This window comes from Lentzea sp. NPDC037011 (assembly GCF_055607425.1).
In genome coordinates this window covers 1-24,734 of the sequence record NZ_JBVJRT010000025.1, presented here as the reverse complement: position 1 = coordinate 24,734, position 24,734 = coordinate 1, and the positions used below count along the sequence as shown (strand labels likewise).

At 72.0% G+C, this 24,734-nt stretch carries 33 protein-coding genes; 22 read left to right on the top strand and 11 right to left on the bottom strand.

The window, feature by feature from the left end; genetic code table 11:
- Positions 1-24 precede the first annotated feature (24 nt).
- Complete coding sequence (locus ACZ7CH_RS40040; protein ID WP_360401116.1) at positions 25-354, bottom strand: ArsR/SmtB family transcription factor; 330 nt, start codon at positions 352-354, stop codon at positions 25-27.
- A gap of 86 nt (positions 355-440) precedes the next feature.
- Here ACZ7CH_RS40040 and ACZ7CH_RS40035 point away from each other — a divergent pair, with 86 nt between their 5' ends.
- A complete protein-coding gene (locus tag ACZ7CH_RS40035) occupies positions 441-842 on the top strand; it encodes an arsenate-mycothiol transferase ArsC (protein ID WP_360401113.1) in 402 nt (133 codons plus the stop codon).
- On the opposite strand, the gene ACZ7CH_RS40030 is transcribed toward ACZ7CH_RS40035, so the two are convergent.
- From ACZ7CH_RS40030 to ACZ7CH_RS40015, 4 genes are all read right to left on the bottom strand, one after another.
- Positions 839-2,029 (bottom strand): MFS transporter, encoded by a 1,191-nt coding sequence (locus tag ACZ7CH_RS40030; RefSeq protein WP_470371949.1) that lies wholly within the window; start codon positions 2,027-2,029, stop codon positions 839-841. The genes ACZ7CH_RS40035 and ACZ7CH_RS40030 overlap by 4 nt on opposite strands.
- Positions 2,019-3,281, bottom strand: coding sequence for an FAD-dependent oxidoreductase (locus ACZ7CH_RS40025; RefSeq protein ID WP_470376351.1), 1,263 nt, complete (start codon positions 3,279-3,281; stop codon positions 2,019-2,021). The genes ACZ7CH_RS40030 and ACZ7CH_RS40025 overlap by 11 nt, the downstream gene beginning before the upstream one ends.
- Positions 3,282-3,547: 266 nt before the next feature.
- A complete protein-coding gene (locus ACZ7CH_RS40020) occupies positions 3,548-4,105 on the bottom strand; it encodes an SMI1/KNR4 family protein (RefSeq protein ID WP_470376350.1) in 558 nt (185 codons plus the stop codon).
- Between the two features lie 55 nt (positions 4,106-4,160).
- Entirely contained in the window at positions 4,161-5,105 is a 945-nt protein-coding gene (locus ACZ7CH_RS40015) for a helix-turn-helix transcriptional regulator (protein ID WP_470376349.1), read from the bottom strand.
- 63 nt (positions 5,106-5,168) lie between these two features.
- Between ACZ7CH_RS40015 and ACZ7CH_RS40010 the strand changes: the two genes are divergently transcribed.
- From ACZ7CH_RS40010 to ACZ7CH_RS40000, 3 genes are all read left to right on the top strand, one after another.
- Complete coding sequence (locus ACZ7CH_RS40010; RefSeq protein ID WP_360401098.1) at positions 5,169-6,110, top strand: alpha/beta fold hydrolase; 942 nt, start codon at positions 5,169-5,171, stop codon at positions 6,108-6,110.
- A gap of 79 nt (positions 6,111-6,189) precedes the next feature.
- Positions 6,190-6,756: a dihydrofolate reductase family protein gene (locus ACZ7CH_RS40005; protein WP_470376348.1), complete on the top strand. Its 567-nt coding sequence runs from the start codon at positions 6,190-6,192 to the stop codon at positions 6,754-6,756.
- 116 nt (positions 6,757-6,872) lie between these two features.
- A complete protein-coding gene (locus ACZ7CH_RS40000) occupies positions 6,873-7,235 on the top strand; it encodes a hypothetical protein (RefSeq protein WP_360401092.1) in 363 nt (120 codons plus the stop codon).
- Here ACZ7CH_RS40000 and ACZ7CH_RS39995 read toward each other — a convergent pair.
- On the bottom strand, positions 7,225-8,064 hold the full coding sequence (locus ACZ7CH_RS39995; protein ID WP_470376347.1) for an RICIN domain-containing protein: 840 nt from the start codon (positions 8,062-8,064) through the stop codon (positions 7,225-7,227). The genes ACZ7CH_RS40000 and ACZ7CH_RS39995 overlap by 11 nt on opposite strands.
- Positions 8,065-8,241: 177 nt before the next feature.
- On the opposite strand from ACZ7CH_RS39995, the gene ACZ7CH_RS39990 reads away from it, so the two are divergent.
- The gene (locus ACZ7CH_RS39990) at positions 8,242-9,036 is read left to right on the top strand and encodes an SDR family oxidoreductase (protein ID WP_470376346.1); all 795 of its coding nucleotides are present in this window, start codon (positions 8,242-8,244) and stop codon (positions 9,034-9,036) included.
- Here the strand turns inward: ACZ7CH_RS39990 and ACZ7CH_RS39985 are convergent.
- From ACZ7CH_RS39985 to ACZ7CH_RS39970, 4 genes are read right to left on the bottom strand one after another with little or no spacing between them, the layout of a single operon-like run.
- Positions 9,025-10,626 carry a SulP family inorganic anion transporter gene (locus tag ACZ7CH_RS39985; protein ID WP_470376345.1) on the bottom strand — a complete coding sequence of 534 codons (1,602 nt, stop codon included), beginning with the start codon at positions 10,624-10,626 and terminating at the stop codon, positions 9,025-9,027. The genes ACZ7CH_RS39990 and ACZ7CH_RS39985 overlap by 12 nt on opposite strands.
- Positions 10,623-10,955, bottom strand: a complete 333-nt coding sequence (locus ACZ7CH_RS39980; RefSeq protein ID WP_360401080.1) for an ArsR/SmtB family transcription factor — start codon at positions 10,953-10,955, stop codon at positions 10,623-10,625. The genes ACZ7CH_RS39985 and ACZ7CH_RS39980 overlap by 4 nt, the downstream gene beginning before the upstream one ends.
- A 3-nt stretch (positions 10,956-10,958) precedes the next feature.
- Positions 10,959-11,135 carry a hypothetical protein gene (locus tag ACZ7CH_RS39975; RefSeq protein WP_360401077.1) on the bottom strand — a complete coding sequence of 59 codons (177 nt, stop codon included), beginning with the start codon at positions 11,133-11,135 and terminating at the stop codon, positions 10,959-10,961.
- A gap of 44 nt (positions 11,136-11,179) precedes the next feature.
- Positions 11,180-11,959: an SGNH/GDSL hydrolase family protein gene (locus ACZ7CH_RS39970; protein ID WP_470376344.1), complete on the bottom strand. Its 780-nt coding sequence runs from the start codon at positions 11,957-11,959 to the stop codon at positions 11,180-11,182.
- Between the two features lie 42 nt (positions 11,960-12,001).
- On the opposite strand from ACZ7CH_RS39970, the gene ACZ7CH_RS39965 reads away from it, so the two are divergent.
- From ACZ7CH_RS39965 to ACZ7CH_RS39905, 13 genes are all read left to right on the top strand, one after another.
- A complete protein-coding gene (locus ACZ7CH_RS39965) occupies positions 12,002-12,547 on the top strand; it encodes a winged helix-turn-helix transcriptional regulator (protein ID WP_458432109.1) in 546 nt (181 codons plus the stop codon).
- 205 nt (positions 12,548-12,752) lie between these two features.
- The gene (locus ACZ7CH_RS39960) at positions 12,753-12,902 is read left to right on the top strand and encodes a hypothetical protein (RefSeq protein ID WP_458432108.1); all 150 of its coding nucleotides are present in this window, start codon (positions 12,753-12,755) and stop codon (positions 12,900-12,902) included.
- Between the two features lie 77 nt (positions 12,903-12,979).
- Complete coding sequence (locus ACZ7CH_RS39955; protein WP_458432107.1) at positions 12,980-13,270, top strand: hypothetical protein; 291 nt, start codon at positions 12,980-12,982, stop codon at positions 13,268-13,270.
- 139 nt (positions 13,271-13,409) lie between these two features.
- Positions 13,410-13,784: an antibiotic biosynthesis monooxygenase family protein gene (locus tag ACZ7CH_RS39950; RefSeq protein ID WP_360401062.1), complete on the top strand. Its 375-nt coding sequence runs from the start codon at positions 13,410-13,412 to the stop codon at positions 13,782-13,784.
- The gene (locus ACZ7CH_RS39945; protein WP_360401059.1) at positions 13,781-14,389 is read left to right on the top strand and encodes a SchA/CurD-like domain-containing protein; all 609 of its coding nucleotides are present in this window, start codon (positions 13,781-13,783) and stop codon (positions 14,387-14,389) included. Before ACZ7CH_RS39950 ends, ACZ7CH_RS39945 begins: the two co-directional genes overlap by 4 nt.
- Positions 14,386-14,775, top strand: coding sequence for a cupin domain-containing protein (locus tag ACZ7CH_RS39940; RefSeq protein ID WP_360401056.1), 390 nt, complete (start codon positions 14,386-14,388; stop codon positions 14,773-14,775). Before ACZ7CH_RS39945 ends, ACZ7CH_RS39940 begins: the two co-directional genes overlap by 4 nt.
- On the top strand, positions 14,772-16,028 hold the full coding sequence (locus ACZ7CH_RS39935) for a beta-ketoacyl-[acyl-carrier-protein] synthase family protein (RefSeq protein ID WP_360401053.1): 1,257 nt from the start codon (positions 14,772-14,774) through the stop codon (positions 16,026-16,028). Before ACZ7CH_RS39940 ends, ACZ7CH_RS39935 begins: the two co-directional genes overlap by 4 nt.
- Positions 16,025-17,281 carry a beta-ketoacyl synthase N-terminal-like domain-containing protein gene (locus tag ACZ7CH_RS39930; protein ID WP_360401050.1) on the top strand — a complete coding sequence of 419 codons (1,257 nt, stop codon included), beginning with the start codon at positions 16,025-16,027 and terminating at the stop codon, positions 17,279-17,281. Before ACZ7CH_RS39935 ends, ACZ7CH_RS39930 begins: the two co-directional genes overlap by 4 nt.
- Before the next feature lies 1 nt (position 17,282).
- A complete protein-coding gene (locus tag ACZ7CH_RS39925; RefSeq protein WP_360401047.1) occupies positions 17,283-17,525 on the top strand; it encodes an acyl carrier protein in 243 nt (80 codons plus the stop codon).
- A 2-nt stretch (positions 17,526-17,527) separates the two neighbouring features.
- Positions 17,528-17,986 carry an SRPBCC family protein gene (locus tag ACZ7CH_RS39920; RefSeq protein WP_360401044.1) on the top strand — a complete coding sequence of 153 codons (459 nt, stop codon included), beginning with the start codon at positions 17,528-17,530 and terminating at the stop codon, positions 17,984-17,986.
- Complete coding sequence (locus ACZ7CH_RS39915; protein ID WP_360401041.1) at positions 17,971-18,300, top strand: TcmI family type II polyketide cyclase; 330 nt, start codon at positions 17,971-17,973, stop codon at positions 18,298-18,300. Before ACZ7CH_RS39920 ends, ACZ7CH_RS39915 begins: the two co-directional genes overlap by 16 nt.
- A complete protein-coding gene (locus tag ACZ7CH_RS39910) occupies positions 18,293-19,846 on the top strand; it encodes an FAD-dependent monooxygenase (protein ID WP_470376343.1) in 1,554 nt (517 codons plus the stop codon). The genes ACZ7CH_RS39915 and ACZ7CH_RS39910 overlap by 8 nt, the downstream gene beginning before the upstream one ends.
- Complete coding sequence (locus tag ACZ7CH_RS39905; protein WP_360401035.1) at positions 19,843-20,535, top strand: SchA/CurD-like domain-containing protein; 693 nt, start codon at positions 19,843-19,845, stop codon at positions 20,533-20,535. The genes ACZ7CH_RS39910 and ACZ7CH_RS39905 overlap by 4 nt, the downstream gene beginning before the upstream one ends.
- A 35-nt stretch (positions 20,536-20,570) precedes the next feature.
- Here the strand turns inward: ACZ7CH_RS39905 and ACZ7CH_RS39900 are convergent, their stop codons facing one another.
- The gene (locus ACZ7CH_RS39900) at positions 20,571-21,077 is read right to left on the bottom strand and encodes a hypothetical protein (RefSeq protein WP_470376342.1); all 507 of its coding nucleotides are present in this window, start codon (positions 21,075-21,077) and stop codon (positions 20,571-20,573) included.
- Between the two features lie 345 nt (positions 21,078-21,422).
- Between ACZ7CH_RS39900 and ACZ7CH_RS39895 the strand changes: the two genes are divergently transcribed.
- Genes ACZ7CH_RS39895 through ACZ7CH_RS39880 form a run of 4 tightly spaced genes read left to right on the top strand, consistent with a single transcriptional unit; the run spans position 21,423 to position 24,558 of the window.
- Positions 21,423-21,953 (top strand): EF-hand domain-containing protein, encoded by a 531-nt coding sequence (locus ACZ7CH_RS39895; protein ID WP_360401029.1) that lies wholly within the window; start codon positions 21,423-21,425, stop codon positions 21,951-21,953.
- A 27-nt stretch (positions 21,954-21,980) separates the two neighbouring features.
- Positions 21,981-23,057, top strand: coding sequence for an isocitrate/isopropylmalate family dehydrogenase (locus ACZ7CH_RS39890; protein ID WP_470376341.1), 1,077 nt, complete (start codon positions 21,981-21,983; stop codon positions 23,055-23,057).
- Positions 23,054-23,701 (top strand): cysteine hydrolase family protein, encoded by a 648-nt coding sequence (locus ACZ7CH_RS39885; protein WP_470376340.1) that lies wholly within the window; start codon positions 23,054-23,056, stop codon positions 23,699-23,701. The genes ACZ7CH_RS39890 and ACZ7CH_RS39885 overlap by 4 nt, the downstream gene beginning before the upstream one ends.
- On the top strand, positions 23,668-24,558 hold the full coding sequence (locus tag ACZ7CH_RS39880; protein WP_360401020.1) for a class I SAM-dependent methyltransferase: 891 nt from the start codon (positions 23,668-23,670) through the stop codon (positions 24,556-24,558). The genes ACZ7CH_RS39885 and ACZ7CH_RS39880 overlap by 34 nt, the downstream gene beginning before the upstream one ends.
- Positions 24,559-24,734: the final 176 nt, after the last annotated feature.

Sequence of the window (24,734 nt, the reverse complement as noted above, 5' to 3'; positions counted from 1 at the left end):
CGGGTTCTCCGGGATGTGGTCGGGTCAGTCGCAGCAGGTGCTGGCGTCGCGCAGCGGCCCGCCCGGCGCCAGCACGGCCGCCAGCGCGTCGATCGCGGCGTTGTCGACGCGGTACCAGCTCCACGTCCCGCGGCGTTCCCTGCTCAGCACACCGGCCTGCACGAGGATCTTGAGGTGGTGGCTGAGCGAGGACTGCGGCATGTCGAACTGGTCGGCGAGGTCGCAGAAGCACGCCTCCTGCCCCTGCGTCCGGCGCACCAGCCCGACCAGCTCGACCCGGATCGGGTCGCCGAGCGCCTTGAACAGGCGGGCGGCGGTCGTCGAGTCGAGCAGCACCTGGTCCTGGCTCGTCATGGCGTGAACCATAGCGACTTGGATTGACAAAAGTCGATACAGCGGGTGTGATCCGCATCGACAAACTCCGGTCCGAGGAGAGCGCCGTGTCCCACACCCCCGAGGTGCTGTTCGTCTGCGTGCACAACGCCGGCCGCTCACAGATGGCCGCCGCGCTGTTGCAACACCACGGCATGGGCCGCATCGCGGTGCGCTCCGCCGGGTCGGCGCCGGCGGAGGAGGTCAACCCGGCCGCCGCCGCGGCGCTGGCCGAGTGGGGGCTGGACATCACCGCCGAGGTGCCCTCGAAGCTCACGACCGAGGACGTCGAGGCGTCCGACGTGGTGATCACGATGGGGTGCGGTGACACCTGCCCGGTGTTCCCCGGCAAGCGCTATCTGGACTGGCAGCTCGACGACCCCGCTGGCCGGGGCGTCGACGCGGTGCGGCCGATCCGCGACGACATCGACCGGCGGGTGCGCGCCCTGCTCGCCGAACTGCTCGGCTAACGCGGCACGCTGGCGGTCGACAACGCTGCCGCCAGCACCCCGACCACCCCCAGCACGACGAACACGGCCGCGTAACCACCCAGCCACGCCGCCAGCGCACTGCCCGCCCACGGTGCGACCGCCGACGTGAGCATCACCGGCGCGGTCAGCAGGCCGTTCAACCGTCCGTAGTGGACAGCACCCCACCGGTCCGTGATCGCGGTCGCCTGCACCAGCGTGAAGATCCCGCGCGTGACGCCGGCGAGCACCGACCCGGCGACCAGCAGCAGAGCCGGTCCGGGCACCACGCCCAGCGCGACCGTCACCGCCGCGCTGACCAGCAGCACCAGCAAGGTCCGCACGCGCACCGACGTCCGCGCGGACAACCTGCCGTACCCGAGCCTGCCGAGCACCTGGCCGATCCCGCCCAGCCCGAGCGCGACGGCGGCCGCGGTCGTCGTCATGCCGCGTTCGGTGAGCAGCGGCACGAGGTTGATCACGACGGCGTACACGCTGAACGCGGCCAGGCTCATCGCGACCACGAGCACCAGGAACGGCCTGCTGCGCGCCACCACCGACGGGGTGTGGACGGTTTCGTGCTCGACCGCGGGCCACGGCAGCCGCAAACCCAGGAAGTGCAGTGGAACCGTTGTGACGGCGAGGATTCCGGCCAGCACGAGGTAGGTGCCACGCCAGTCCAGGCGGTCGTTCAGCACGGCCGTCAGCGGCGCGAACACCGTGCTGGCCAGCCCGCCGACCAACGTCACCGCGGTCAGCGCCGTGACCCGGCGCGTTCCGTACCAGCGGGTCAGCGCGGCGAACGCGGGCGCGTAGAACACCCCGGCCATGGCGACGCCGGTCAGCAGCCACGCGGCGGAGAACCACACCGGCGAACGCGCACTGGCCAGCGCGACGAGCGCGACCACGGCGAGGGCGGAACCGGTGGTCATGATGGCGCGCGGCCCGTGCCGGTCGAGCAGCCTGCCGACCGGGATGCCGACCAGACCCGCCACGACCTGGCTCGCGGAGAACCCGGCCGTGATCGCCGCGAGCGACCACCCGGTGCGCGCGCTGATCGTGGGCAGCAGGACCGGGAACGCGTAGTAGAGCACGCCCCAGCTGATGATCTCGGTCGTGCACAGCACAACCAGCACGCGCCGCACCCCGCGGTCGACGCCGGGCCGCGCCGTCGTGGTGTCAGCCGACAAGGCCGCTGCACTCTCCGGCGGGAGCGTCGAACACACCCGCACCACCGCACACCCCGGTCTCCGGCAACACGAGCTCGACCCGCCCGGCGGCCTCGTGGTCCCCCGCGATCCGCGCGACCACCGAACGCACCTGCTCGTAGCCGGTCAGCGCGAGGAAGGTCGGCGCACGGCCGTAGCTCTTCATGCCCACCAGGTAAACGCCCGGCTCGGGGTGCCGCAACTCGCTTTCACCATGTGGGTAGACCGTGCCGCACGAGTGCACGTTCGGGTCGATCAGCGGCGCCAGCCCCGTCGGCGCCTGCAGCACCGGGTCGAGGTCGAGCCGGACCTCCGACAGCCACGACAGGTCCGGCCGGAACCCGGTCAGCGCCACGACCTCGTCGAGGCCGCCGACCTTTCGTCCGTCGAACGACTCCAGCGTCAGCCTGCCGTCGTCTTCGCGCTCGACCGCGCCGGTGCGGAACCCGGTGACGATCTCGACGCGACCGGCGTCCACCGCCTTCTGCGCCTTCAGTCCCAGGGCACCACGAGCCGGCAGTTGGTCGGCTTCTCCGCCACCGAACGTCGTGCCGACCGAGCCCCGGCGCAACAGCCACACGATCGTCGCACCCAACTCCGGTTCCGCGAGTGCGACGAGAGCGGTGAGCGCCGAGTGGCCGCTTCCGGCGACCGCGATCCGCTTTCCCGCGTACCGATCGCGCTGCGCCGCGAGGTCCGGTGTCCGGTAGCTGATCCGCGCTGCCTTCTCCCCTTTGGCCGGCAGGCCGTCGCCACCCAGGGGGTTGGGCGAGTTCCACGTGCCGGATGCGTCGATCACCGCTCGTGCCGCGATGCGCTCCTCACCGGACTCGCTGTGGACGTGCACCGTCAAGGGCTCGGTTTGCCGGCCCGCGTCCACCACCCGGTCCCGGCCACGCCGTGCGACACCGACCACGCGCGCACCGAACCGGACGCGGTCGCCGAGCGCCTCGGCGAGCGGTGCGAGGTACAGGTCGACCCAGTCCGCGCCGGTCGGGCAGGTGCCGGTCTGCGGGCGTACCCATCCTGTTGCGGTGAGCAGCTTTTCGGCAGCGGGGTCGATCAGCTCGTCCCAGCGTGAGAACAGGCGGACGTGGTTCCACTGCGACACCGCCGCTCCTGCCCGGTCGCCCGCTTCCAGCACGAGGACGTGCTCGCCCCGCTGGACCAGATGTGCTGCCGCGGCCAGGCCTGTGGGGCCGGCGCCTACGACGACGACCGGGTGATCGCTCACTGCACGACTCCTTGCATCGAAGAGTTTCGAAGCAAGACTCTATCGATCGTCTTCGATGGAAGCAATCATCGATCGGCGTCGATGGTCGCATTGGACGTTGCCCGCCGTGCGGACGCGACACGCCGGCTGCTGTCCGACCGAGTCGAGAACGCGACCCTGTCGTTCCTGCCGGGCGGGATCGTCCTCAACCCAGCGCAACGGTCACGTGGTGCGCAGTGGTCGTGCAGCCCGACGTGGTCGGTCTGGCGAGCGCACGCCGACCAACGTCAGTACAGGTCGGCGAGAACCAGCGTGCTCTCCTCCACACGGGCCCGACCGCTCTCGATCAGATCAGCGGCACGCGCGAGGAACGCCGTCAGCGACGGCGCGATCGGCTCCCCCAGGTCGGGAACGTTCGGCCGGAACACGACCTGCCCCACCGTCCCCAGCTCACCGGGCTCCAGGTCCAGCAGGTAGCAGTCGCCCTGGAACGCGAGGAACGGCAGCCAAGACCGCGACCACACGGTCCACCGGTAGTGGGCGGGCTGCTCAAGAGGCGTGGCCATGTCCTCTACGACCTCGGTCAGCATCCGGTGCATCTCGATGATCTCGTCCACGGGCAGGAAGTGGAGGTAGTTGATCGAGCCGTACAGCTGGTCGGGGTCGTCCTGACCGTCCGAGGCCCGCAGCAGCGCGCACAGCTCCTCCGGCAGCACGAGGCCGGTCGCGGCGGCGAGCCGGTCCAGGTCGTCCTGGGTTGCGCCGGGCCGGAACGGCGCGGTGTCGGGCAGGTGCCCCTCGATGGCGGCTCGCAGCCGCGTGAACTCCTGGACGGTCTCGTTCATACCGGCAAGTCTGACCTGTGGTCGTCCGGCGCGTGCACCGACCGGATCTCACCGCTCACCCGTACCGCGAGACCAGCGTCCTGCCGATCCCGGCCAGGTGCTCCCGCACGCCCGCGGGACCGGTCACCTCCACCCACTCGACCAGCCCCGCGAGCTCACCGGCCACCACGTGCTCGTCCCGTCCGCGGATCACGACCTCCACCCGGCCGTCCGCGGCAGCCCCTCCCACTTCCAGCCGGCCACCGAAGGCGATCCGGAGCACGCCCACCGCACCAGGCACGCACACCGCCCGCACCTCCAGGGGTGCCCGCTTGCGATCGACCTCGTCGGCGATCTCGCGCCAGCTCTCGGCGAGGTCGAAGTCCACCGGTCGGTGCGCGGGTTCGCCGGTCACGTCGACCGACGTCACCCGATCGACCCGGAAGGTCCGCCGACCGGCCTCGGTGTGGGCGACGAGGTACCACGACTGTCCTTTGGCGACGATGCCCAGCGGGTGGACGGTCCGTTCGGTCGGCGCCTGCTCGCGGTCGACGTAACCGAGGCGCACCTGGAGGCCGCGGATCACCGCGTCCTGGAGCGCGTCGAGGGAACGAGGTGGTGGCGGGAACGAGCCCGACCCCCAGTGCCGCGGGTCCACGACCATCGACGACGCCGCCGCCTCGGCCTGCACGCGGAACGGTTCCGGCTGGGCGTGCACGAGCTTGCGCAGGGCTGTTTTCACGGCCGGGGTCGCGACCGAGGCCGGCCCGGCGACCAGGAACAGGGCGCGGGCCTCCCCCGCGGTCAGGCCGGACAGGTCGGTGCGGGCGCCGCCCACCAGGCGCCAGCCGCCGCCACGGCCCTGCGTGGAGTACAGGGGTATGCCGGCCACGGCCAGGGCGTCGAGGTCGCGGCGGGCGGTGCGTTCGGAGACCTCCAGCTCGCGCGCTACCTCCGCCGCGGTCACCTGCCCACGGCGTTGCAGCAGCAGGAGGACGGCCACCAGCCGGTCGGTTCGCACGCCGGACAGGTTTCCACGGAAAGCGGTCACGGGATGACCGGTTTCGGTCAGCAGGATCGCCGCATGACCTCACCGACCGCGTTCCCCGAGCCCACCCTGATCCCGGTCAACGGCGTGGAGCTCGAAGTCTTCGAAGCAGGCCGGCACAACGCGGGCAAGCCGATCGTGCTCTGCCACGGCTGGCCGGAGCACGCCTTCTCGTGGCGCCACCAGATGCCCGCCCTCGCCGAAGCCGGGTACCACGTCATCGTCCCGAACCAGCGGGGGTACGGCCGCTCGTCACGGCCTGCGGGGGTGGCGGACTACGACATCGCGCACCTGACGGGTGACCTCGTCGCGCTCCTCGACCACTTCGGCTACGAGGACGCCACGTTCGTCGGGCACGACTGGGGCTCGTTCGTCGTCTGGGGGCTGGCCCTGCTGCACCCGAAGCGGGTGAACGGGGTGGTCGGCCTCAGCCTGCCCTACCAGGTGCGCGGCGACCGGCCGTGGGTCGAGGTCGTGGAGGAGGTGCTCGGGCCCGACTTCTACTTCGTCCACTTCACCCGGCAGCCGGGCGTGGCGGACGCCGTGTTCGACGCGAACACGCACCGGTTCCTGCGCAACCTCTACCGCAAGAACGAGCCGCCCAGGGCGCCGCGACCGGGCATGGCGCTGATCGACCTCGCCCGGCAGGAGACGCCGCTCGGCGAGCCGCTGCTGAGCGACGACGAGCTGGCCGTCTACGTGGCCGCGTTCGAGTCGACGGGCTTCACCGGCAGCGTCAACTGGTACCGCAACCTCGACCGCGACTGGCATCTGCTGGGAGAGGCCGACCCGGTCGTCCACCAGCCGGCGCTCATGATCTACGGCGATCGGGACGCGGTCGCGAGGTTGGAGAACCTGACCGACTTCGTGCCCGGTGCGGAGGTGGTCAGCCTCGACTCCGGCCACTGGATCCAGCAGGAGAAGCCGGAGGAGACCACGGCGGCGATCCTGGACTGGCTGGAGCGGCGGGGTTCCTGAACGTCCTCGGGCTGTCGAAAAGACCTCCGCCCGTTCGACGTGTCCGCGAGAGCACGGTTGAGGCGGAAGGACACGAACCATGGGACTCGTCATCTGCGACATGTCGATCTCGCTCGACGGCTACGTCACCGGTCCCGGTGCCAGTCGCGACAACCCGTTCGGCGACGGTGCCGGCAGCCTGCACGACTGGCTGTTCGAGGACCCGGCCGACGCGGACCGCCGGTACCTCGAGGAGGCGGTCGCCCTCTGCGGCGCCGTGGTGATGGGCCGCACGTCGTTCGACAAGACCGTGGACGCGTGGGGTCCCAGCGGCCCGGTCCCCGGCTGTCAGAGCTTCGTCGTGACCCACACCGCGCCGGCGGAGGAGCACCCCGGCTACACCTTCGTCACCGACGGCGTGGCGAGCGCGATCGAGCAGGCCCAGGAGGCGGCCGGCGACCGGTGGGTCGGTCTGCACGGCGCCACGGTGATGCAGCAGGCGCTGCCGCTCGGACTGGTCGACGAGATCTTCGTGCACGTGGTCCCGTTGCTCGTCGGCGGCGGCACACCGCTGTTCGGCGCGCTCGGCTCCGCGATCAGGCTCGAACGCGTCGAGACGCACCACTCCCCCGCCGTCGACCACCTGCGGTACCGGGTCGTCAGGTAGCGGCCCCGGCCGGGAACGCCTGTTCGGAACTGTTCCGAACAGGCGTTTCCGTTGTGCCGACCGATCTTCCGGTCCGAGGGTTGAGGCCGTTCGGTTCGACTCACGGAAGGTTGGTCATGGCTTCGTTCAAGGCTTTGTTCGCCATCGCGGCGCTCGCCGCCGGTGGTGTCGCGATCCCGGTTTCGGCTTCCGCGTCCGACGTCGGCGCGCTGGCGTGCAGCCAGCACTCGCACTCGGCGAAGGACACCTTCAACCGAGGCCGTGCGGCCAAGTCGAGCATCCCGATCCGGTCCGCCGGCCCCTACTCGGGCTGCAGCATCGACGGGTACGTCGACAACACGGTCAACCTGCACTACCACTGCTACGTCACGAACAGCGCGGGCAACACCTGGACCTGGGTGCGCGTCGTCGACCAGCCGGTGGCCGGCTGGGTGTGGGACGAGAACCTCGTGGGCGGCGGGTCCGCGGTCAGGTGCTGACCAGCGTGAACCGCTGGTCCTCCTCGCCGGAGCAGTGTTGCTGGGCGAGCTCGGAGCCGGCGACGAGGTCCGACGGGCCGCCCAGCACCCCGATGCACAGACCGCTGTGCACGGGCCGGAGGCGGTAACCGCCGTCGTCGTCGGCCTCGAACAGGAAGCGCTGGTGCGCCGCGCCCGTGCAGTTGTGCGGTGACACCAGCGCCTCCGCCTCCAGCTTCGCGTCGTCCACGCCCAGGCAGCCCACGCCGTGCCTGGGGTGGAACCACTCGATCTGGAACGTGTCCGGTGCGACCTCGGTCAGCGACGTCTCGGGCACGACGCCCTCGCACGGGCGCAGCACCGCCAGCTCGCGGTCCGTCCGGCCGTTGCGCTCGCGGCCCTCGCCCACGCACAGGTCGCCGACCTTCAACAGGGAGCGGCCGTTGCGCGGACCCGTCGGCCACAGCAGGAAGGTGGCCGTCACGGCGATCACCACCACGAACCCGATCGCCAGCGGCACCACGAACCTGCGCCGTTTGCGAGGAGTGGGAACAGGGGGAGGTGGCTCGATGCCCGTCGCGAGGCGCTGACGGGCGTCGAGCCACTTCCGCACGGCGTCGTCGTCGAGACCGCAGGCGCGGACGAATGCGGACACCAGCTGTTCGCGGGGCAGGGAGGAGCGGTTGAGCGCCGTCGCGGTGGTGCTCGACGGCAGCACGTCGCCGACCGCCGCGGCCTTGCCTTCCAGCTGGCGGAACGTGTACCCCGACCACTGCCGCAGCCGGCGCAGGCCGGCCACGAAGTCCGCCGCGCTGGTGATGTCGTCCGGGTCAGGAGGAGTGATGGCCACGTCACCGCAGAGTGCCGCAAGCCCGTCGAATGCCGATCTTTAGCCCGAACGGTTCAGGGTCCCTGCTCCACCGCTCACCGCCTACGGTGGCGTGAACCGAACCGGGTGGGAGTGAGCGATGGCGGTGCTGGACCGGTACGACTCGATGATCAGGGAGAAGACCCCGGCGGGTCTGCGATGAGGGGCGCGGTCGTCACCGGTGCCGGGCGCGGCGTGGGCAAGCTCGTGGCGAAGATGCTGGTGCAACGCGGCTACACGGTGCTGGTGACGGACGTCGACGAGGCCACCGCGACCGCGACGGCCGCCGAGATCGGTGCCGCGGCACGGGTGCTCGACGTGCGCGACCACGAGGCGGTGGAAGCGGCGCGCGACGACATCGTGGCCCGCGCGGGCCGGCTCGACGTGTGGGTCAACAACGCGGGAGTGCTGGTGACCGGGCCGGCGTGGGAGCAGGACGCCGCCACCCGCAGGCTGATGATCGAGGTCAACACTCTCGGAACCATCAACGGAACCGTGGCCGCCATCGAGGCCATGCGCGGTCACGGTGGCGGGCACGTCGTGAACATCGTGTCGCTGGCGGGCATCACGGCCGTCGCGGGCGAGGCGGTGTACGCGGCCTCCAAGCACGCGGCCATTGGCTTCAGCCTCAGCGCCCTCGCCGACCTGCGGATGGCGGGCGTGCGGGACGTCGACATCTCGTGCATCTGCCCGGACGGCATCTGGACGCCGATGCTCTACGACAAGCTGGACGACCCGTCGGCGGCGTTGTCGTTCTCCGGCACGCTGTTGCAGCCCGCCGACATCGCCGCCGCTGTGGCCCGTGTGCTCGACAAGCCGCGGCCGGTCGTCACCGTTCCGAAGTGGCGTGGGGCGCTGGCCCGGTTCGGTGACGTCTTCCCGCGTTTCGGGCTACGCGCGATCCCGCTCATGGTGGCGCAGGGACGCCGGAACCAGCGGAGGTCAGCTCGGTAGCGTTCCGTTGCCGTGCAGCAGGCCACGCGCGTGCTCGATGGCCTCGGGAGTGGTCGCGAACATGCGCACCCCGTGGGTTTCGAGCTGCCGGCGGTGCTCCTCCCGCACTCCGGACAGCAGCACCGTGATGCCCCGGCGTTCCAGCCGCTCCACGGCGTCGCGCAGCACCAGCGCACCCGTTCCGTCCATCGTGGACACGTGGGACAGGCGCAGCACCACCACCGAGACCTCGGCGATCTCGGTCAGCTCCAGCAGGAACCGGTGCGCGGCGGCGAAGAACAGCGGCCCGTCGAGCCGGTAGGCGACGATGTGCTCGGCGAGCAGAGCGTGCTCCTCCTCGGCGTGGTCACCGGGTTCGAGCGGTTCCTCGTCGACCCGGACCGACCGGGCGACGGCGCGCAACGCGAAGGCACCGGCGACCACCAGGCCGAGGATCACGGCGGTGACGAGGTCGAGGACCAGCGTCGCGACCGCCGTGAGGGCGAGCACGACGGCGTCGGACCGGTTGGCGCGCATCAGCACCCGCACCGAGCCGACCTCGACCATGCGCACCGCGGTGGCGATCAGCACACCGGCCAGCACGGCCAGCGGCACCCGCCCGACCACGGGTGCGGCCGCCAGCATGATCACGGCGAGCGTCACGGCGTGCACGAGGGCCGCCAGTCGTGAGCCGGCACCGGACCGGACGTTGACCGCCGTGCGCGCGATGGCCGCGGTGGCCGGCACGCCACCGAAGACGGGTGCGACGACGTTCGCGATGCCCTGGCCGAACAGCTCGCGGTCCGGGTCGTGCCGCTGGTTCACGCTCATGCCGTCGGCGACCGTCGCGGACAGCAGGCTCTCCAACGCGGCCAGCGCCGCCACGGCCACCGCCGACGGCAGCAGCGACCACAGCGCCGTCACATCCACAAAGGACAGTGAAGGTGCTGGCAGGAACGCCGGTAGCGCACCGATCCGCGCCACGGGCAGGGACCACAGCTCCGCGACCTCCGTGCCCAGCGCGACCGCCAGGAGCGAGAACGGGATCGCCGGCTTCCACCGTGCGCCGAGGAGCATGACCACGGCCACTCCCCCGGCCAACGCGGCGGCGGGCCAGGACGGCCCGGAGCCGAACGCGCGCACGGCGCCGACCACGACGTTGTGCCCGCCCCCGGCCTGAACACCCAGAGCGGCGGGCACCTGTTGCAGCGCGATCACCGCCGCGATGCCGATGGTGAAGCCCTCGACCACCGGAGCCGGCACGTACCGCATGTACCGCCCGGCCCTGGCCGCCGCCAGCACGAGCAGCAACACCCCCGCCATCAGCCCGACGGTCAGCACCCCGCCCGGACCGAACTCCGCCACGATCGGCACCAGCACCACCGTCATCGCACCGGTGGGACCGGAGACCTGCAGGCTCGACCCGCCGAACACGGCCGCCAGCGCCCCCGCGACGACGGCCGTCGCCAGCCCCGCGGCCGCACCCAGCCCCGACGCCACGCCGAACCCCAGCGCCAGCGGCAACGCCACCACCGCGACCGTCAACCCCGCGACGAGATCCCGAGGTGCCGCGGCCGACCAGTCCGCCTTGGCGGGCAGGAAGGTTCTCACGCGGAGTTCTCGCGCAGCTGCTCCAGCAGCTCGTTCTGCCCCACCAGCAGCTCGGTCAGGATCCGCCGCGCGGCCTTCATCAGATCGGCCACGTCGGCACCGGCGAGCGCGTACACCACGGTCGAACCCTCACGCGTCGCCGTGACGATGCCGGACCTGCGCAGCACGGCCAGCTGGGCGGACAGGTTGGACGGCTCCACCTCGATCTCGGCCAGCAGGTCGCGCACGGCCTGGGGACCGTCCTGGAGGAGTTCCAACACCCGGATGCGCACCGGGTGGCCGAGCATGCGGAAGAACTCCGCCTTCGCCTGGTACAGCGGAACGGGCACCGCTCATCCCTCCCGCGGCGCGTCGACCGCCACACCGTGCTCGGCGGCCAGGCGCCGCAGGTTGGCCAGATCTGCCGCGTGCATCTCGGCGGCGTACTCGTCCTGCTGCTCCACCGCCCTGCGCACCGCGCTCTGCGCCTGCTCGACGCGCAGGAGCAGGTTGTCCTCGAACTCGTTCACCGGCCCACGACCTGTCGACTTGAAGAATTCTTCAATTCAACAGTCTACGGTCCCGTCAAGTGGCCCGGGCCGATCGCGTCCCACCGGCCGCGTGGGAGCTGGCTGGGCAGGCTGCGGCGGAAGTCGGACCGGACGATGGCGTACAGCGAACGGACCTCGGCCAGCCGCTGTGCCGCGCTGACCGGTGGTCCGGCGGGGAGCCAGGGCGTGCGGGCGCGGCCGACGAGGAGCTCGGCGAAGGTGTGGGCGATGCCCGCGTGGCCGTGGGTGCCGGGGTGGACGCGGTCGATGGACCACATGCGCGGCGCGTAGGTGCGCTCGTCGTGCCACAGGTCGTGCATGACCGCGTCGTGCTGGTCCGCGATCGTGCGCACGAGGTCGTTGACGTGCCGGAACCGCGAGCGCGTCGCCTGGTGCAGGTTCGCGGGTCCCGGCCAGCGGCGGGTGATGTCGGGCAGGGTCGCCATGATCACGCGGGCGCCACCGTCGCGCAGGGCGGCCACGGTGTCGGACAGCGCGCGGCCGACCGCCGTGCTGTCGAAGCCGATCCGGTCGAACGCGTCGTTGGCGCCGACCATGACGCTGACCAGGTCGGGCTTCAGCCGCAGTGCGGGCTCTACCTGGTGTTCCAGCACGTGCCGCGCGCACCACCCGCGCACGGCGAGGTTGTCGTACCGCAGGCCGGGCCAGGCGTGGTCGAACTCGCCGGCCAGGACGTCCGCCCAGCCCCGCAGGCTCCCGTCCGGGCGGGGGTCGCCCACTCCCTCGGTGAGGCTGTCGCCCAGCGCCACGAACCGCCGCACGGGCTGAGTACTGTTGACCATACTCAGCAAGGTAGCGCACGCCGCCTGTGACAGAGTGCGCGCATGCAGCCCGACCAGACCGGTGCCACCGCCGCACAGCAGGCGCAGTCCGCCGACGACGCGCGCGAGCTGCGGTGGGACCGCGAGGCGTGGCGGCTCGACCCGGACTCCGCGCAACGCGCCCTGGACGTGCTCGTGCCGCGCAGCGCAGGGCAGATCGTGCGGGAGGCGTTCTACGGCACCCGCCGCTTCGACGACTTCCTGCGCCACACCGGCATGACCCGCGGCGTGCTGTCGGCCCGGCTGCGGGAGCTGACCGCCCAGGACATCCTGACCAAGGTCGCCTACCACGACGCCGGCTCCCGCGGCCGGCACGAGTACCGGCTCACCGGCAAGGGGCGGGACCTGGCCGCGGCGATCATCAGCCTGCTCACCTGGGCCGACCGCTGGCTGCCCAGCCCGGACGGGCCCACGGTCGTGCTGACCCACCGCGACTGCGGCGCACCGGTCGGCACCGAGATCCGCTGCGGTGAGGGGCACCAGGTCGGCGACATCGGGGACATCCGGGCCCAGCCCGGTCCCGGCGCACAGCCCGCACCCTCGTCCTGAGCGACGGGGTCCCGGTGCTCGGGGCGTGCTCGTTCAGCCGCGCTGCGGCAACCCTTGCGGTGGCGGGAAAACGTTCCAGCACGGCCCCACCCCGGTGGTCCTTCGCAGCGACCGGACCTGGTGCACCTCGCGGTGCTGTCGCTCATCCTCTGGCACTCGATCCTCTTGGGACAGTGGTTCCCGCCGTCGTCGGCAACCCCCACCCGTGCAGTGGATTCCGTGCTCGATCGGGCTGCCGAACGCGGTGGTGATCAACCCGCCGCGCACGCCGCGAGGAGCGTCCTCCCTCGAACGGGCGGCGTTGCGCTCGATCGAGGGCTGGGCCGGCCGGATCGGCTTGTCGGACGCGTCCTGAGGTACTCGATGGCGACCGGCGCCCGGCCGGGTGTCGGCGCAGCGCCGTGTTCGGCGCGATCAGGAGAGGACGACCCGATGTCGCGTTTGTCCCGAGCGGCCGGTCTGACCGGCATGGTGTTCACCGCCACGGCTTTGTTCTCGTTCATCGGGCCGCCCGCCCAGGCCGACCCCGGCATCTGCATCGACCACGTGATGGAGAACGGGCACGAGGCGACCAGCAACGTGCTCAAGGCGTGCAAGATCGCGAAGACGGGCAAGAGGGAAGACGTCAGGACGTGCCTCCGGATGCTGCGCGCCGAGGGCGTGGAGCGCGAGGTGGCCTCGCACGCCTGCCGGATCGCCTCCGAGCCGGACCCGGCTTCCTGACCGAATCCCGAGGTTTGTCCTCTCGATCGGGTGGATCTTCCGCCTGACGCCCGACCCCGGCTTGCTGGCGGGCGCAGGCAGATCAACGCTCGGTGACTACGCGGTTGCCCGTTCATCCTGTGCACACTGAGGAGACGAGATGGTGTCGACGGCGGAGCACCAGACATCCGAACGCGACCGGCTGCGGGTGGTCTTCCGCCTGCGGGTCCCGGAAGCGGAGCAGGACCGCTTCCTCGACGCCTACCGGGGGATCAGGTTCCAGGTGTCGCAAGTGGAGGGCTACCTCGGCGACCAGCTGTGCCAGTCCGAGGACGACCCGGAGGACTGGATGATCACCAGCGAGTGGTCGAGCGCCGCGCACTTCCACGCGTGGGAGCGCGGCGCCGACCACCGGCGGCTGGCGGCCCCGCTGGTCGCGTGCGCGACGACGCGGGAGTCCTCGCGCTACCACGTCCGCCTGACCACCGCGCAGGGCACCGAAGCCGTACGACAACTGCTGGAGGCGAAGTCGTGAACCGCTATGCGTTGACGTTCCCGGTGCGCCCGGAGTCGGAGGCGGCGGTGGCCGAGATCCTGGCCGGTTACGCCGGACCCCCGCCCGGCCGGCCGCAGGCCGCGCGCCCGCTGCTGAGCCGCACGTCGGTCTTCATGGTCGGGCCGGTGGTGGTGCGGGTCGTGGACATCACCTGCCCGCCGGGGGAGGCGATCCGGCACTTGGCCGTGCAGCCGCAGATCCAGGCCGTGGAGCAGCGGTTGCGGCCACACCTGGTGCAGGACCGCGACCTGTCCGACGACGACGGCAGGCGGCGTTTCCTGGCCGGCTCGGTCATGCGCCTGGTCGCCTCCCGCGACGGCAGTCCCGGTCACCTGCCCCGTGCGGCGGCGTTCTACCGGGCGTTGCCGGGCCGGGCCGGTGAGGTGGCTCGGCTGCTCGCCTCCGCGGGGTCGGATTCTGACTGCGGCACAACGGTTTTCCTACGAAGGGACATGGTCGTGCACCTCGTGGAGTCCTCGAACGGCATGCCTGTCGTGCCGCTCGCCGACAGGCTGGCGCCGCTGGTGCACCAGGCCTGCCCGATGTCGCTGGTGACCGACCGCGTGGTGGGGGCGGTGGCATGACCGGCCAGCTCCACCGCGCGGTCAGCCAGGACGACGCCGCGCCCAACACCCGCCGCGGTGGCGACATCCGCGTCCTGCTCGGCCCCGCGACGGTCGGTGCCACCTCCGGGTTCATGGGTGTCGTGCTGGTCGGGCCGGGCGAACAGGTGAACGAGCACTACCACCCGTACTCCGAGGAGTTCCTCTACGTCGTCGAGGGTTCTGTGGTGCTGGACCTGGACGACGTGCCGCACGAGGTGCGCACGGACCAGGCGATCCTGGTGCCGATCGGGGTGCGGCACCGCCTCCGCAACCCCGGGACGTCACCGGCCCGCGTGGTGTTCCAGCTGTCCCCGTTGGCGCCCCGGCCGGAGCTGGGGCACGTGGACACGGAGCACGAGTCGTGACGCGCCGGGTGGCGGTCACCGGCCTGGGGGTGGTGGCACCGGGCGGCATCGGGACGAAGGCCTTCTGGGAGCTGATCACGTCCGGGCGCACCACCACCCGGCCGATCACCCTGTTCGCCGCGGAGGAGTTCCGGTCGAGGATCGCCGCCGAGTGCGACTTCGACCCGGTGCACGCGGGCCTGACCGCCGCGGAGATCGCCCGGATGGACCGCTACGTCCAGTTCGCCGCCGTTGCCGCCGACGAGGCGTGGCGACAGGCGCAGGTGCCCGTCACCGACCCGTGGCGGCTGGGTGTCTGCATGGGGTCCGCCGTGGGCGGCACGACGCTGCTGGAGCAGGACTACGTGGCCACCTCGCGCCGCGGGCAGCAGTGGGTGGTCGACGCGGGCGCGGCCTCGCCGTTCCTGCACTGCGCCCTGTCCCCCGCCGCGCTGGCCGCGGAGGTCGCCGACCGGGTCGGCGCCTGCGGGCCGGTGCGGACGGTGTCGACCGGGTGCACGGCCGGACTGGACGCGGTGGGCCACGGCGCCCGCCTCATCGAGGACGGCCGGGCCGACGTGGTGGTGGCGGGAGCCTCGGAATCCCCCATCTCACCGATCACGGTGGCGTGTTTCGACGCGATCCGCGCGACCTCGACGCGCAACGACGACCCCGCGCACGCGGCCCGCCCGTTCGACCGCGACCGGGACGGGTTCGTGCTCGGTGAGGGCGCGGCCGTGCTGGTGCTGGAGGAGCTCGGCCACGCCCGCCGCCGGGGCGCGGAGGTGCTGGCGCAGGTCGAGGGGTTCGCCACCCGCAGCAACGCCCACCACATGACCGGCCTGACGACGGAGGGCGTCGAGATGGCCGAGGCCGCGCGGCGCGCGCTGTACCACGCCGGGGTGGCGTCAGAGGAGATCGGCTACATCAACGCGCACGGCTCCGGCACCCGGCAGAACGACCGGCACGAGACCGCCGCGTTCCACCGGCTGCTGGGCGAGCGCGCGCACCAGGTGCCGGTCAGCTCGATCAAGTCGATGATCGGCCACTCGCTGGGCGCGATCGGCTCCATCGAGCTGGCCGCCTGCGCGCTGGCCCTCGTCCACGGCGTGGTCCCGCCGACCGCCAACCTGGACACGCCGGACCCCGAGTGCGACCTGGACTACGTGCCGCACACCGCCAGGGAACGCCGGCTGGACGTGGTGCTGTCGGTCGGCAGCGGCTTCGGCGGGTTCCAGTCCGCGGTGGTGCTGACGAGAGCGGGACGGCCGTGAGCCCCGCGACCACCGGTCCGGCGCCCGTCGTGACCGGTCTCGGTGTGATCGCCCCGAACGGACTCGGGGTCGGCGAGTTCTGGGCCGCCGTGCGGGACGGGCAGCTGGCGCTGGCACCGATCGGGCGGTTCGAGCCCAACCCCTACCCGGTCACCGTGGCGGGCGAGGTGACCGGGTTCGAACCGGCCGGGTGGGTCGACCCGCGGATCACCGTGCAGACCGACCGGTTCACCCACTTCGCCCTCGCCGCCGCCGACCTGGCGCTGCGCGACGCCGCGCTGCACCCGGCGGAGGTGGACCCCTTCGAGTTCGGCGTGATGACGGCCAGCTACAGCGGCGGTGTGGAGTTCGGCCAGCGGGAGATCGAACGGCTGTGGCGGAACGGTCCCGCGCACGTGGGCCCCTACCAGTCGATCGCCTGGTTCTACGCCGCGTGCTCCGGTCAGGTCTCCATCGGCAACGGCCTGCGCGGCCCGTCCGGGGTGCTGGTCGCCGACGAGGCGGGCGGCCTGGACGTCCTCGCCGCTGCCGGCGGTGAGCTGCGCCGAGGCGCGCGGGCCATGCTCGTCGGCGGCGCGGAGGCCCCGTTCTGCCCGTACGCGATGTGCTGCCAGCTCGGGCTGGGGCTGCTCAGCACGTCCGGTGACCCGGCAGCGGCCTACCAGCCGTTCACCGAGCGGGCCGGCGGGTTCGCACCGGCCGAGGGCGGTGCCATCCTCGTCGTGGAGGACGCCGGCGCCGCGCACCAGCGGGGCGCCACCGTGAAAGCGGTGGTGGCGGGGCACGGCGCGACCTACACCGGCCGGCGGCGGTTCGACCGGTCGGCGCAGGGACTGCTGCGGGCCGCCACGGGCGCGCTGGCCGAGGCGGGGCTGACCCCCGACGACGTGGACGCGGTGTTCCTCGACGCGATGGCCGACCCGTGTGCCGACGCCGCCGAAGCCGAGGCGCTGCACCTGCTGCTGGGCGAGCGCGCGAACCGGGTGCCGGTGACCGCGCCCAAAGCCGGGTACGGGCGCTGCTACGCCGCAGCGGCCGTGCTCGACGTCGCCGCCGCGGTGCTGGCCCTCGAACACGGCCTCGTGCCGCCCACCCCCGGCGTGCGCGACTGCCGGTTCGACCTCGACCTGGTCACCGGCGCCGCACGTCCGGTCGACCTGTGCACCGTCCTGGTGCTGTCCCGCGGCGTGTACGGCGGGAACTCGGCGCTCGTGCTGCGCCACCCGGAATCACCGACCATCGGAGGTGTGTGACGTGGACACCCGACTTTCCCCCGACGACCTGGCAGCGCTGATCAGCCGGTGCACCGGGGTTCCCGTGACGAGCGAGCAGGTCACGGACCCCGGCCGCACCTTCGACGACCTCGGCGTGGACTCCCTGGGCGTGATGGGCGTGCTGGCCGAGCTGCAACGCGACCACGGCGTGTCCAAGGACGCCGAGCTGCTGACGCACCAGTCGCCGCGCGAACTGCTGGCCCTGCTGCCGGGGAGGGCCTGAGGATGAGCGGGCACACCGAGAACGAGATCGTCATCGACGCGCCGATGGAGCTGGTGTGGGAACGCACCAACGACGTCGAGCACTGGCCGGAGCTGTTCAGCGAGTACGCCTCGGCCGAGGTGCTCGAACGCGACGGTGACCGCGTGCTGTTCCGCCTCACCATGCACCCGGACGAGGCAGGCCGGGTGTGGAGCTGGGTGTCCGAGCGCGTCGCGGACCGGGCCACCAGGACGGTCACCGCCCGGCGCGTCGAGACCGGGCCGTTCGAGCGGATGCACATCCGCTGGACCTACGAACAGCTGGACACGGGCGTGCGCATGCGCTGGGTGCAGGACTTCGCGATGAAACCCGACGCCCCCGTGGACGACGCCGCGATGACCAAGCGCATCAACGCCAACAGCCGCGTCCAGATGTCCTTGATCAAGCGGAAGGTCGAGGAGGTCGCGTGCACCGCACACTGATCGTCGCCCGCATGGTGCCCGAGGCCGCGGACGAGGTCGCCGCCGTGTTCGCCGGCTCCGACGACCACTCCGGCCTGCCCACCGCGCTCGGCGTGCGAGGGCGCAGCCTGTTCCGGTTCGGCGAGCTCTACCTGCACCTGGTGGAGAGCGACCGCCCGTTGCCCGAGGCGGTGAGCGCGCATCGCGACGACCCCCGCTTCCGGCGGATCAGCGAGGAGCTGAGCCCGTTCGTCTCCGCCTACGACCCCGACACGTGGCGTGAGCCCAAGGATGCGATGGCGCAGGAGTTCTACCGGTGGGAGCGCCATGTCTGACGTTCCCGTGCTGATCGCGGGCGGCGGCGTGACCGGCCTGTCCGCCGCCGTGTTCCTCTCCTGGTACGGCGTGCCGACCGTGCTGGTGGAGCGCCACCCCGAACCGTCGACCGATCCCAGGGCCCGTGCGCTCAACCCGCGCACGATGGAGCTCTACCGGGCCGTGGGCCTGGAGGAGGCCATCGGGCAGGTGCGGTCACCGATCGCCGACCACACCGTCGTCGCCCATGCCGAGACCGTGGCGGGCCCGGAACTGCTGCGGCTGCCCAACCGCCTCGACACCGGCCCCGACTCGCTGAGCCCCTGCCGGTGGGCCGCGATCGACCAGAACCAGCTCGAACCACTGCTGCGCGCACACGCCGTCGAGACCGGCGCGGACGTGCGCTACCACCAGGAGGTGGTGGCGGTGGACAACGGGCCCGACGGTGTCGTCGCGGTGGTGCGCGACCACCGCACCGGGCGGGAAGAACGTGTGCGCGCCGATCACCTCGTCGTGGCGGACGGCGCGCACAGTCCCGTCCGCCGCATGCTCGGCGTCGGGCAGGACAGCTCGGACCTCCTGGCTCGCAAGGTCAACATCTACTTCGACGCCGACCTCCGCGAGCCGCTGGACGGGCGCAAGATCGTGGCGCTGACCGTGCGCAGCCCCGCCGTGCACGGGTTCCTCACGTCCATCGACGGCGCGAAGCGGTGGCGGTTCGCCGTCTCCCTGCGTCCGGGTGACGACGTCGCCGACTTCACCGAGGAGCGGTGCGTGCACCTGCTGCGCACGGCCATCGGCGTCGGCGACCTGCCGATCGTCATCGACCACGTGTCCGAGACGCCGTGGGAGATCTCCGGCCAAGTCGCCCACCGCATGCACGTCGGCAGGGCGTTCATCGCAGGCGACGCCGCTCACGCCATGCCGCCCGTCGGCACCTTCGGCGTGGCCACCGCTGTCCAGGACGCCTTCAACCTGGCGTGGAAGATCGGCCTGCACCACCGCGGCGTGGCCGGCCCGGGACTGCCGGCCACCTACGAGACCGAACGCCTCCCCGTGGCCCGGCACACCACCGCGCTGACCGTCGAGCGGTACGGCCTGGTCAACGGCAAACCGGGAGACGCGCGCGAGAGCGCCATCCGCCAACGGGCGACGATGTTCGGCTACACCTACCCCGAAGGCGCTTTCGTCGCGGACGACACCCCCGCTCCGCACCCGGTGGAGGACCCCGACCACCCCACCGCCGCACCGGGCTGCCGCGCACCGCACGTTCCCCTGGAGCACAACGGCACCGCACTGTCCACAGTCGACCTGATGGGACGCGGCCTGGTGCTCGTCACGGGCGCCGACTGGCAGCCGGACGCGACCTCCTCCGGTGCCGGGGTCGAACACCACCGCATCGGCGACACCCTGCTCGACCCCACCGGCGACCTCGCCCGCCGCTGCGGCATCACCGACGACGGCGCCGTCCTGATCCGCCCGGACGGGTTCATCGCGTGGCGCAGTCCGACCGCACCCCGTCCCGGCGTCCTGTCGGCTGTGGTCGACCAGGTGCTGTTCCGATGAACGAGCGGCTCCTCAGCGGCCACTGCGGCGGCTTCCCGGCGGTCACCATGACGGGAAGCCGGACCGTGGACCGCTACGCGTTGATGTTCCCGGTGCGGGCCGGGTCGGAGGAGGTCGTGGCCGAGCTCCTCTCCCGGTGCACGGCCCTTCCCGAACGCGGACCGGAGACCGGGTGGGCGCCGCTGGAGCGCACCTCGGTCTTCATGGCAGGGCGTGTCGTGGTGCGGGTCGTGGACATCACCTGCCCGCCCTCGGAGGCCGTCCAGCACCTGGCGGGGCAACCCCGCATCCAGGCGCTGGAGCAGCGGCTGCGGCCGCACCTGGTCCACGACCGCGACGCGACCGACGAGGCGAGGCTCCGCTGGTTCGTGGCGACCGCCGTGATGCGGGTGGCGTCCGGCAACGGCCGCACCGGCCGGCTGCCGCGCAGGGCGGTCCTGTACGAGTCGCTGCCGGGGCACGCCGGCGAACTGGCCCGGCGGCTCGCCGGCATCACCGTCGCCTCAGGTGGCACCACCGTGTTCCGGCGGCGCGACCTGGTGGTGCACCTGATCGAGTCGGACGACGAGGCACCACCGGTGCCGCTGGTCGGCCTCGTCGCGCCGTTCGCGCGGCTGGCACGGCCGATGACCCTGGTGACCGACCTCGCGGTCGATGCGGCGGTGACCGCCGGCAGCACCCGGCGGTGAGCCCATCCGAACTCCGCCTCGGTGTCAGTGGCGGTTCACCGCCCCCGCCGCAGCAGCTTCCACAGCACCAGCACGAGCGCCGCCGCACCGGCCGCGACCACCGCCGGGTGCTGCCGGGCCTGCCGGACACCCTGCTCGACCCGCTGCCGCACGGGCTCGGGCAGCGCCTCGACCGCCTCGATGGCGGTGACGCCGACCTGCGTGGTCACGACGCCGACCTTCTCGCCGACCTGACCCGCGACGGCGCTCGCCTTGCCGCTCACCTGCTCGGCAACCGCACCGGCCTTCCCGCTCACCTGCTCGGCAACCGCACCGGCCTTCCCGCTCACCTGCTCGGCAACCGCACCGGCCTTCCCGCTCACCTGCTCGGCGACCGCACCGGCCTTCCCGCTCACCTGCTCGGCGACCGCACCGGCCTTCTCACCGACCTGACCCGCGATGACGGTCGCCTTCTCGCTCACCTGAGCGGCCACGGCGGTCGCCTTCTCGCGGACCGCGCCGGCCTGCTCGGCCGCGTCGGCGGGAACGTTCTTGTCGCTCATCGGTGTGCCCTTCACTGGTGGGGTTGTCCGCAACTTGACCTCCTCTACCCCGAAGGGCGCCGGTCTACGCCTGCACGGTGCGTCGCAGGCCGCCCCCCCGATCGGGAGAACGACCGCGGCGAGGCGAATCGTTCGCAGTAACGGAAGAACCCGGCAGTGCGCCTCCGACGACGACTATGCGCTCCAGATGTGCCGCGACCTGGGAGCAACACCCACATCCGGGGGATTCGGACGGCTCCAGCCGAAATTCACACTTTGCGGTCATGACCGGTCAGTCGCGTGCCTTCTCCGGGCTACGGTCGCCACGGTTCCTGATCACGTTCACCCGGAAAGAGTGGTCCAGCAATGCAGAGCAACGCCCTCGACCGCGTCGCGGTCGTCTTCAGCCTCTTCGACCGCAACGGGGACGGCCACCTCCAGGCCGAGGACTTCGAGATCATGGCGGACGACGTCGTGGCGGCGGCACCGCAGTCAGGCCAGGCGGCCAAGAGCGCGATGCGCGAAGCGTTCGAGCGCTACTGGGAGACCCTGGTCACCGAACTGGACGCCGACCGCGACGGCACGATCACCTTCGAGGAGTTCACGGCCTGCGTGCTGGCGCCGGAGCGGTTCGACCACACGATCAGCGAGTTCGCCGAGGCGCTCGCCGACCTGGGCGACCCGGACGGCGACGGGCTCATCGAACGGCCCGTCTTCCTGGCGCTCATGACCGCGATCGGGTTCGAGCAGGACGCGATCCACGCGCTGTTCGACGCCTTCGGGCCCACGCCGGACGACGAGATCACCGTGTCGACCTGGGTCGCCGGGATCAAGGACTACTACAGCCCCGCGAAGACCGGCATCCCCGGCGACCACCTGGTCACCAGCAGGGTCTGACCGGCCGACGAGCAGGAGAGGAACGCCTTGGTCCCCACCATCGGGCTCGCCGTCGGCCGCGGCACCGGTCCTGAGCTCGCCGACGTCTTCGAACGGGTCGTGACCACGTTCGGGGACGTCCGCATCGTCCGCTCCCCCAGGCTCTACCACTCGTACTTCTCCCTCAAGGCGGAGGCGAGCGGGATCGCGGAGGTCGGGCTGCTGACCGGGCAGGACGCCGACCACTACGAGCAGTTCTGCCGCGAACAGGCACGCGCGGGCACGACCGCGATCTTCCGCACCGCGATCAACGCCCAGTCGCTGTACCTGGTCCGCGAACGGTTGCAGGCGGTGAAGGTCGACCTCATCGCCGGCCGGGACACCTCGCTGCTCCTGGTCCGCGACCAGGCCCAGGGCTTCTACACCGGCGAGAACCACCACGAGCCCGGCGTCGTGCGCCGCACCACGGTCTTCAGCAGGGAGATCACCGAGAAGGTCGTCCTCGCCGCGCTGCGGCAGGCCAGGCGGTACTGGCCGGGCGAACCGCTGGGGCAGGTCGTCATGGCCTACAAGTTCCACCTGCTCGACGGTGCGCTGGGCGAGTGGGTGGCCGACATCGGTGCGCGGCACGGCGTGGACCTGCGGCTGGCGCAGCCGGACACGGTCAACCGCAACATCATCGAGCACGGACTGCCCGCCCGCAGCGTCGTCATCGGGTCCAACGAGTGGGCCGACGTCATGCACGTCGTCCTGCTCGACCGGCTGGGCCGCGAGCGCCAGGAGAACCGCTGCACCGAGAACCTCCACCTGCACCCCGACGTGCAGAACCTGGTGGAGTACCAGACGGTGCACGGCTCTGCCGACGACCTGGAGGGCCTGGGCATCGTCAACCCGACGGCGACGATCCGCGCGGCAGCGGCCATCGCGGAGCGGCACGCCGGGGCCACCGGTGCGATCGCGCGTGCGGAAAGCGCTCTCACCGCCGTGGCGAACCAGGGTGTGCGCACCCCGGACCTCGGCGGGCGGAACTCGACCGGCGAGGTGGTGGCCGCGGTGCTCGAACTGCTGCGGGAGCCGGGTCATCGCGGCCGGCACGCGGCACCGGTGCCGGCGGGCGAAGCGTGAGCACGACGGCGCTCGTCGTCATCGACCTGCAGAACGACTTCTGCACCGGCCCTGCCGTCGCCGCCCGCTACCGGGGCGATCCCGCCGCGCTGGACGCGGTGGCCGGCAACGCCGCCCGTGCCGTCACCGTGGCGAGGAACCGGGCGGTGGAGGTGCTGTTCGTGCGGTTCCACGGCGACGTCGAGCACCAGGGCCCGAGCTGGCGGCGGCGCGACCTGGTGCTCGGCAAGAGTCCCAAGTGCCTGGAGGGCACGTGGGGAGCCGAGTTCCACCGGGTGCGGCCGTTGCCGGGAGAACGCGTGTTCACCAAGCAGGCGCGGTTCGACGCGTTCCTCAGCGACGGTTTCGAGGAGCACCTGCGCCGGACGGGCGTCGAGCACCTGGTGTTCGCGGGCCTGTACGCCGACGTCTGCGTGGACACCACGGCGCGAACGGCGTTCCAGCACGGTTTCCACGTGAGCGTGCTGACCGACTGCACGACGAGCCTGCACCTGCCCGACGACACGGTCCAGCGGTTCATGGCCACCGTCTACGGCGCCCGGCTGACGACGCTGGCCGACCCGGACGTGTGGTCGGCGCCGGTGCGGCACGACCAGGAGAGGCAGGACAGGTGCCGGGTACCGGACACGGCAGCCAGACCGTAGAGCACGGGGTCGCGCGCACCGCCCTCATGGTCGCCGCGGCCCGTGCCATCGAGACCCACCGGCCGGACTCGCTCGCACGTGACGAGTACGCCGAGCACTTCGTGCGCGCGGCCGGCACCTGCGAGGACTGGCCGCTGCGCCTCGACGCGGTCCCGGACGGCGACGACGACCCGTTGTGGGGCAGGCTCGGGCGGTACTTCGGCCTGCGGACGAGGGTGCTCGACGACTTCGTGCTGCGGTCGGCGCAGACCGGGGCACGGCAGGTGGTGCTGCTGGGCGCCGGTCTCGACACGCGGGCCTTCCGGCTGGGCTGGCCGCGGCGCTGCGTGGTGTTCGAGCTCGACCAGGACCCGGTGCTGCGCTTCAAGCAGAACGTGCTCGACGACCTCGGTGCGAGGTCACGCGCACACCGGGTGCCGATCGCGGTCGACCTGCGCGACGACTGGAAGACGTCGTTGCGCGACGCGGGGTTCGATCCCGCCGCGCCGAGCGTCTGGCTCGCCGAGGGCCTGCTGCTCTACCTGCCCGGCGACGCGGAACGGCGCGTGATCGACGTCGTCGACGAGCTGAGCGCGCGGGGCAGCTCGATGGCGTTCGAGGTCAAGCTCGGCGTGGAACGGCCGGAGGTCCGCTCCAGCGCCGTGTACTCGGCGGCGAGGCAGCGGATCGGCGTCGACCTGCTCAGGCTGTTCGACGCCGAACCGCGCCCGGACTCCGCCGGCGACCTCGCGAACAGGGGCTGGGTCACGCGGGTGACGACCCCGTTCGACTTCACCGCGGAGTTCGGGCGCGGTCCGCGACCGGAGCCCGACGACGCGCTGGCGAGCAACCGGTGGGTGTTCGCGGCGCGGCTCTGACGAAGCCGTCAGATTGCTCGTGCGATGGCGATGTTGCCCGCGAGCCGGTCTCCTGCTTCGTAGATCATGTACTCGTGGCCCTGGTAGGTGCCGAACGAGGGTGCGGCGGAGCGGCCGTTGTCGGGTGCGCCGGTGAGGGAGTCGTGGAAGACGCCGAGGTGGCGGCGCTGGGTGAA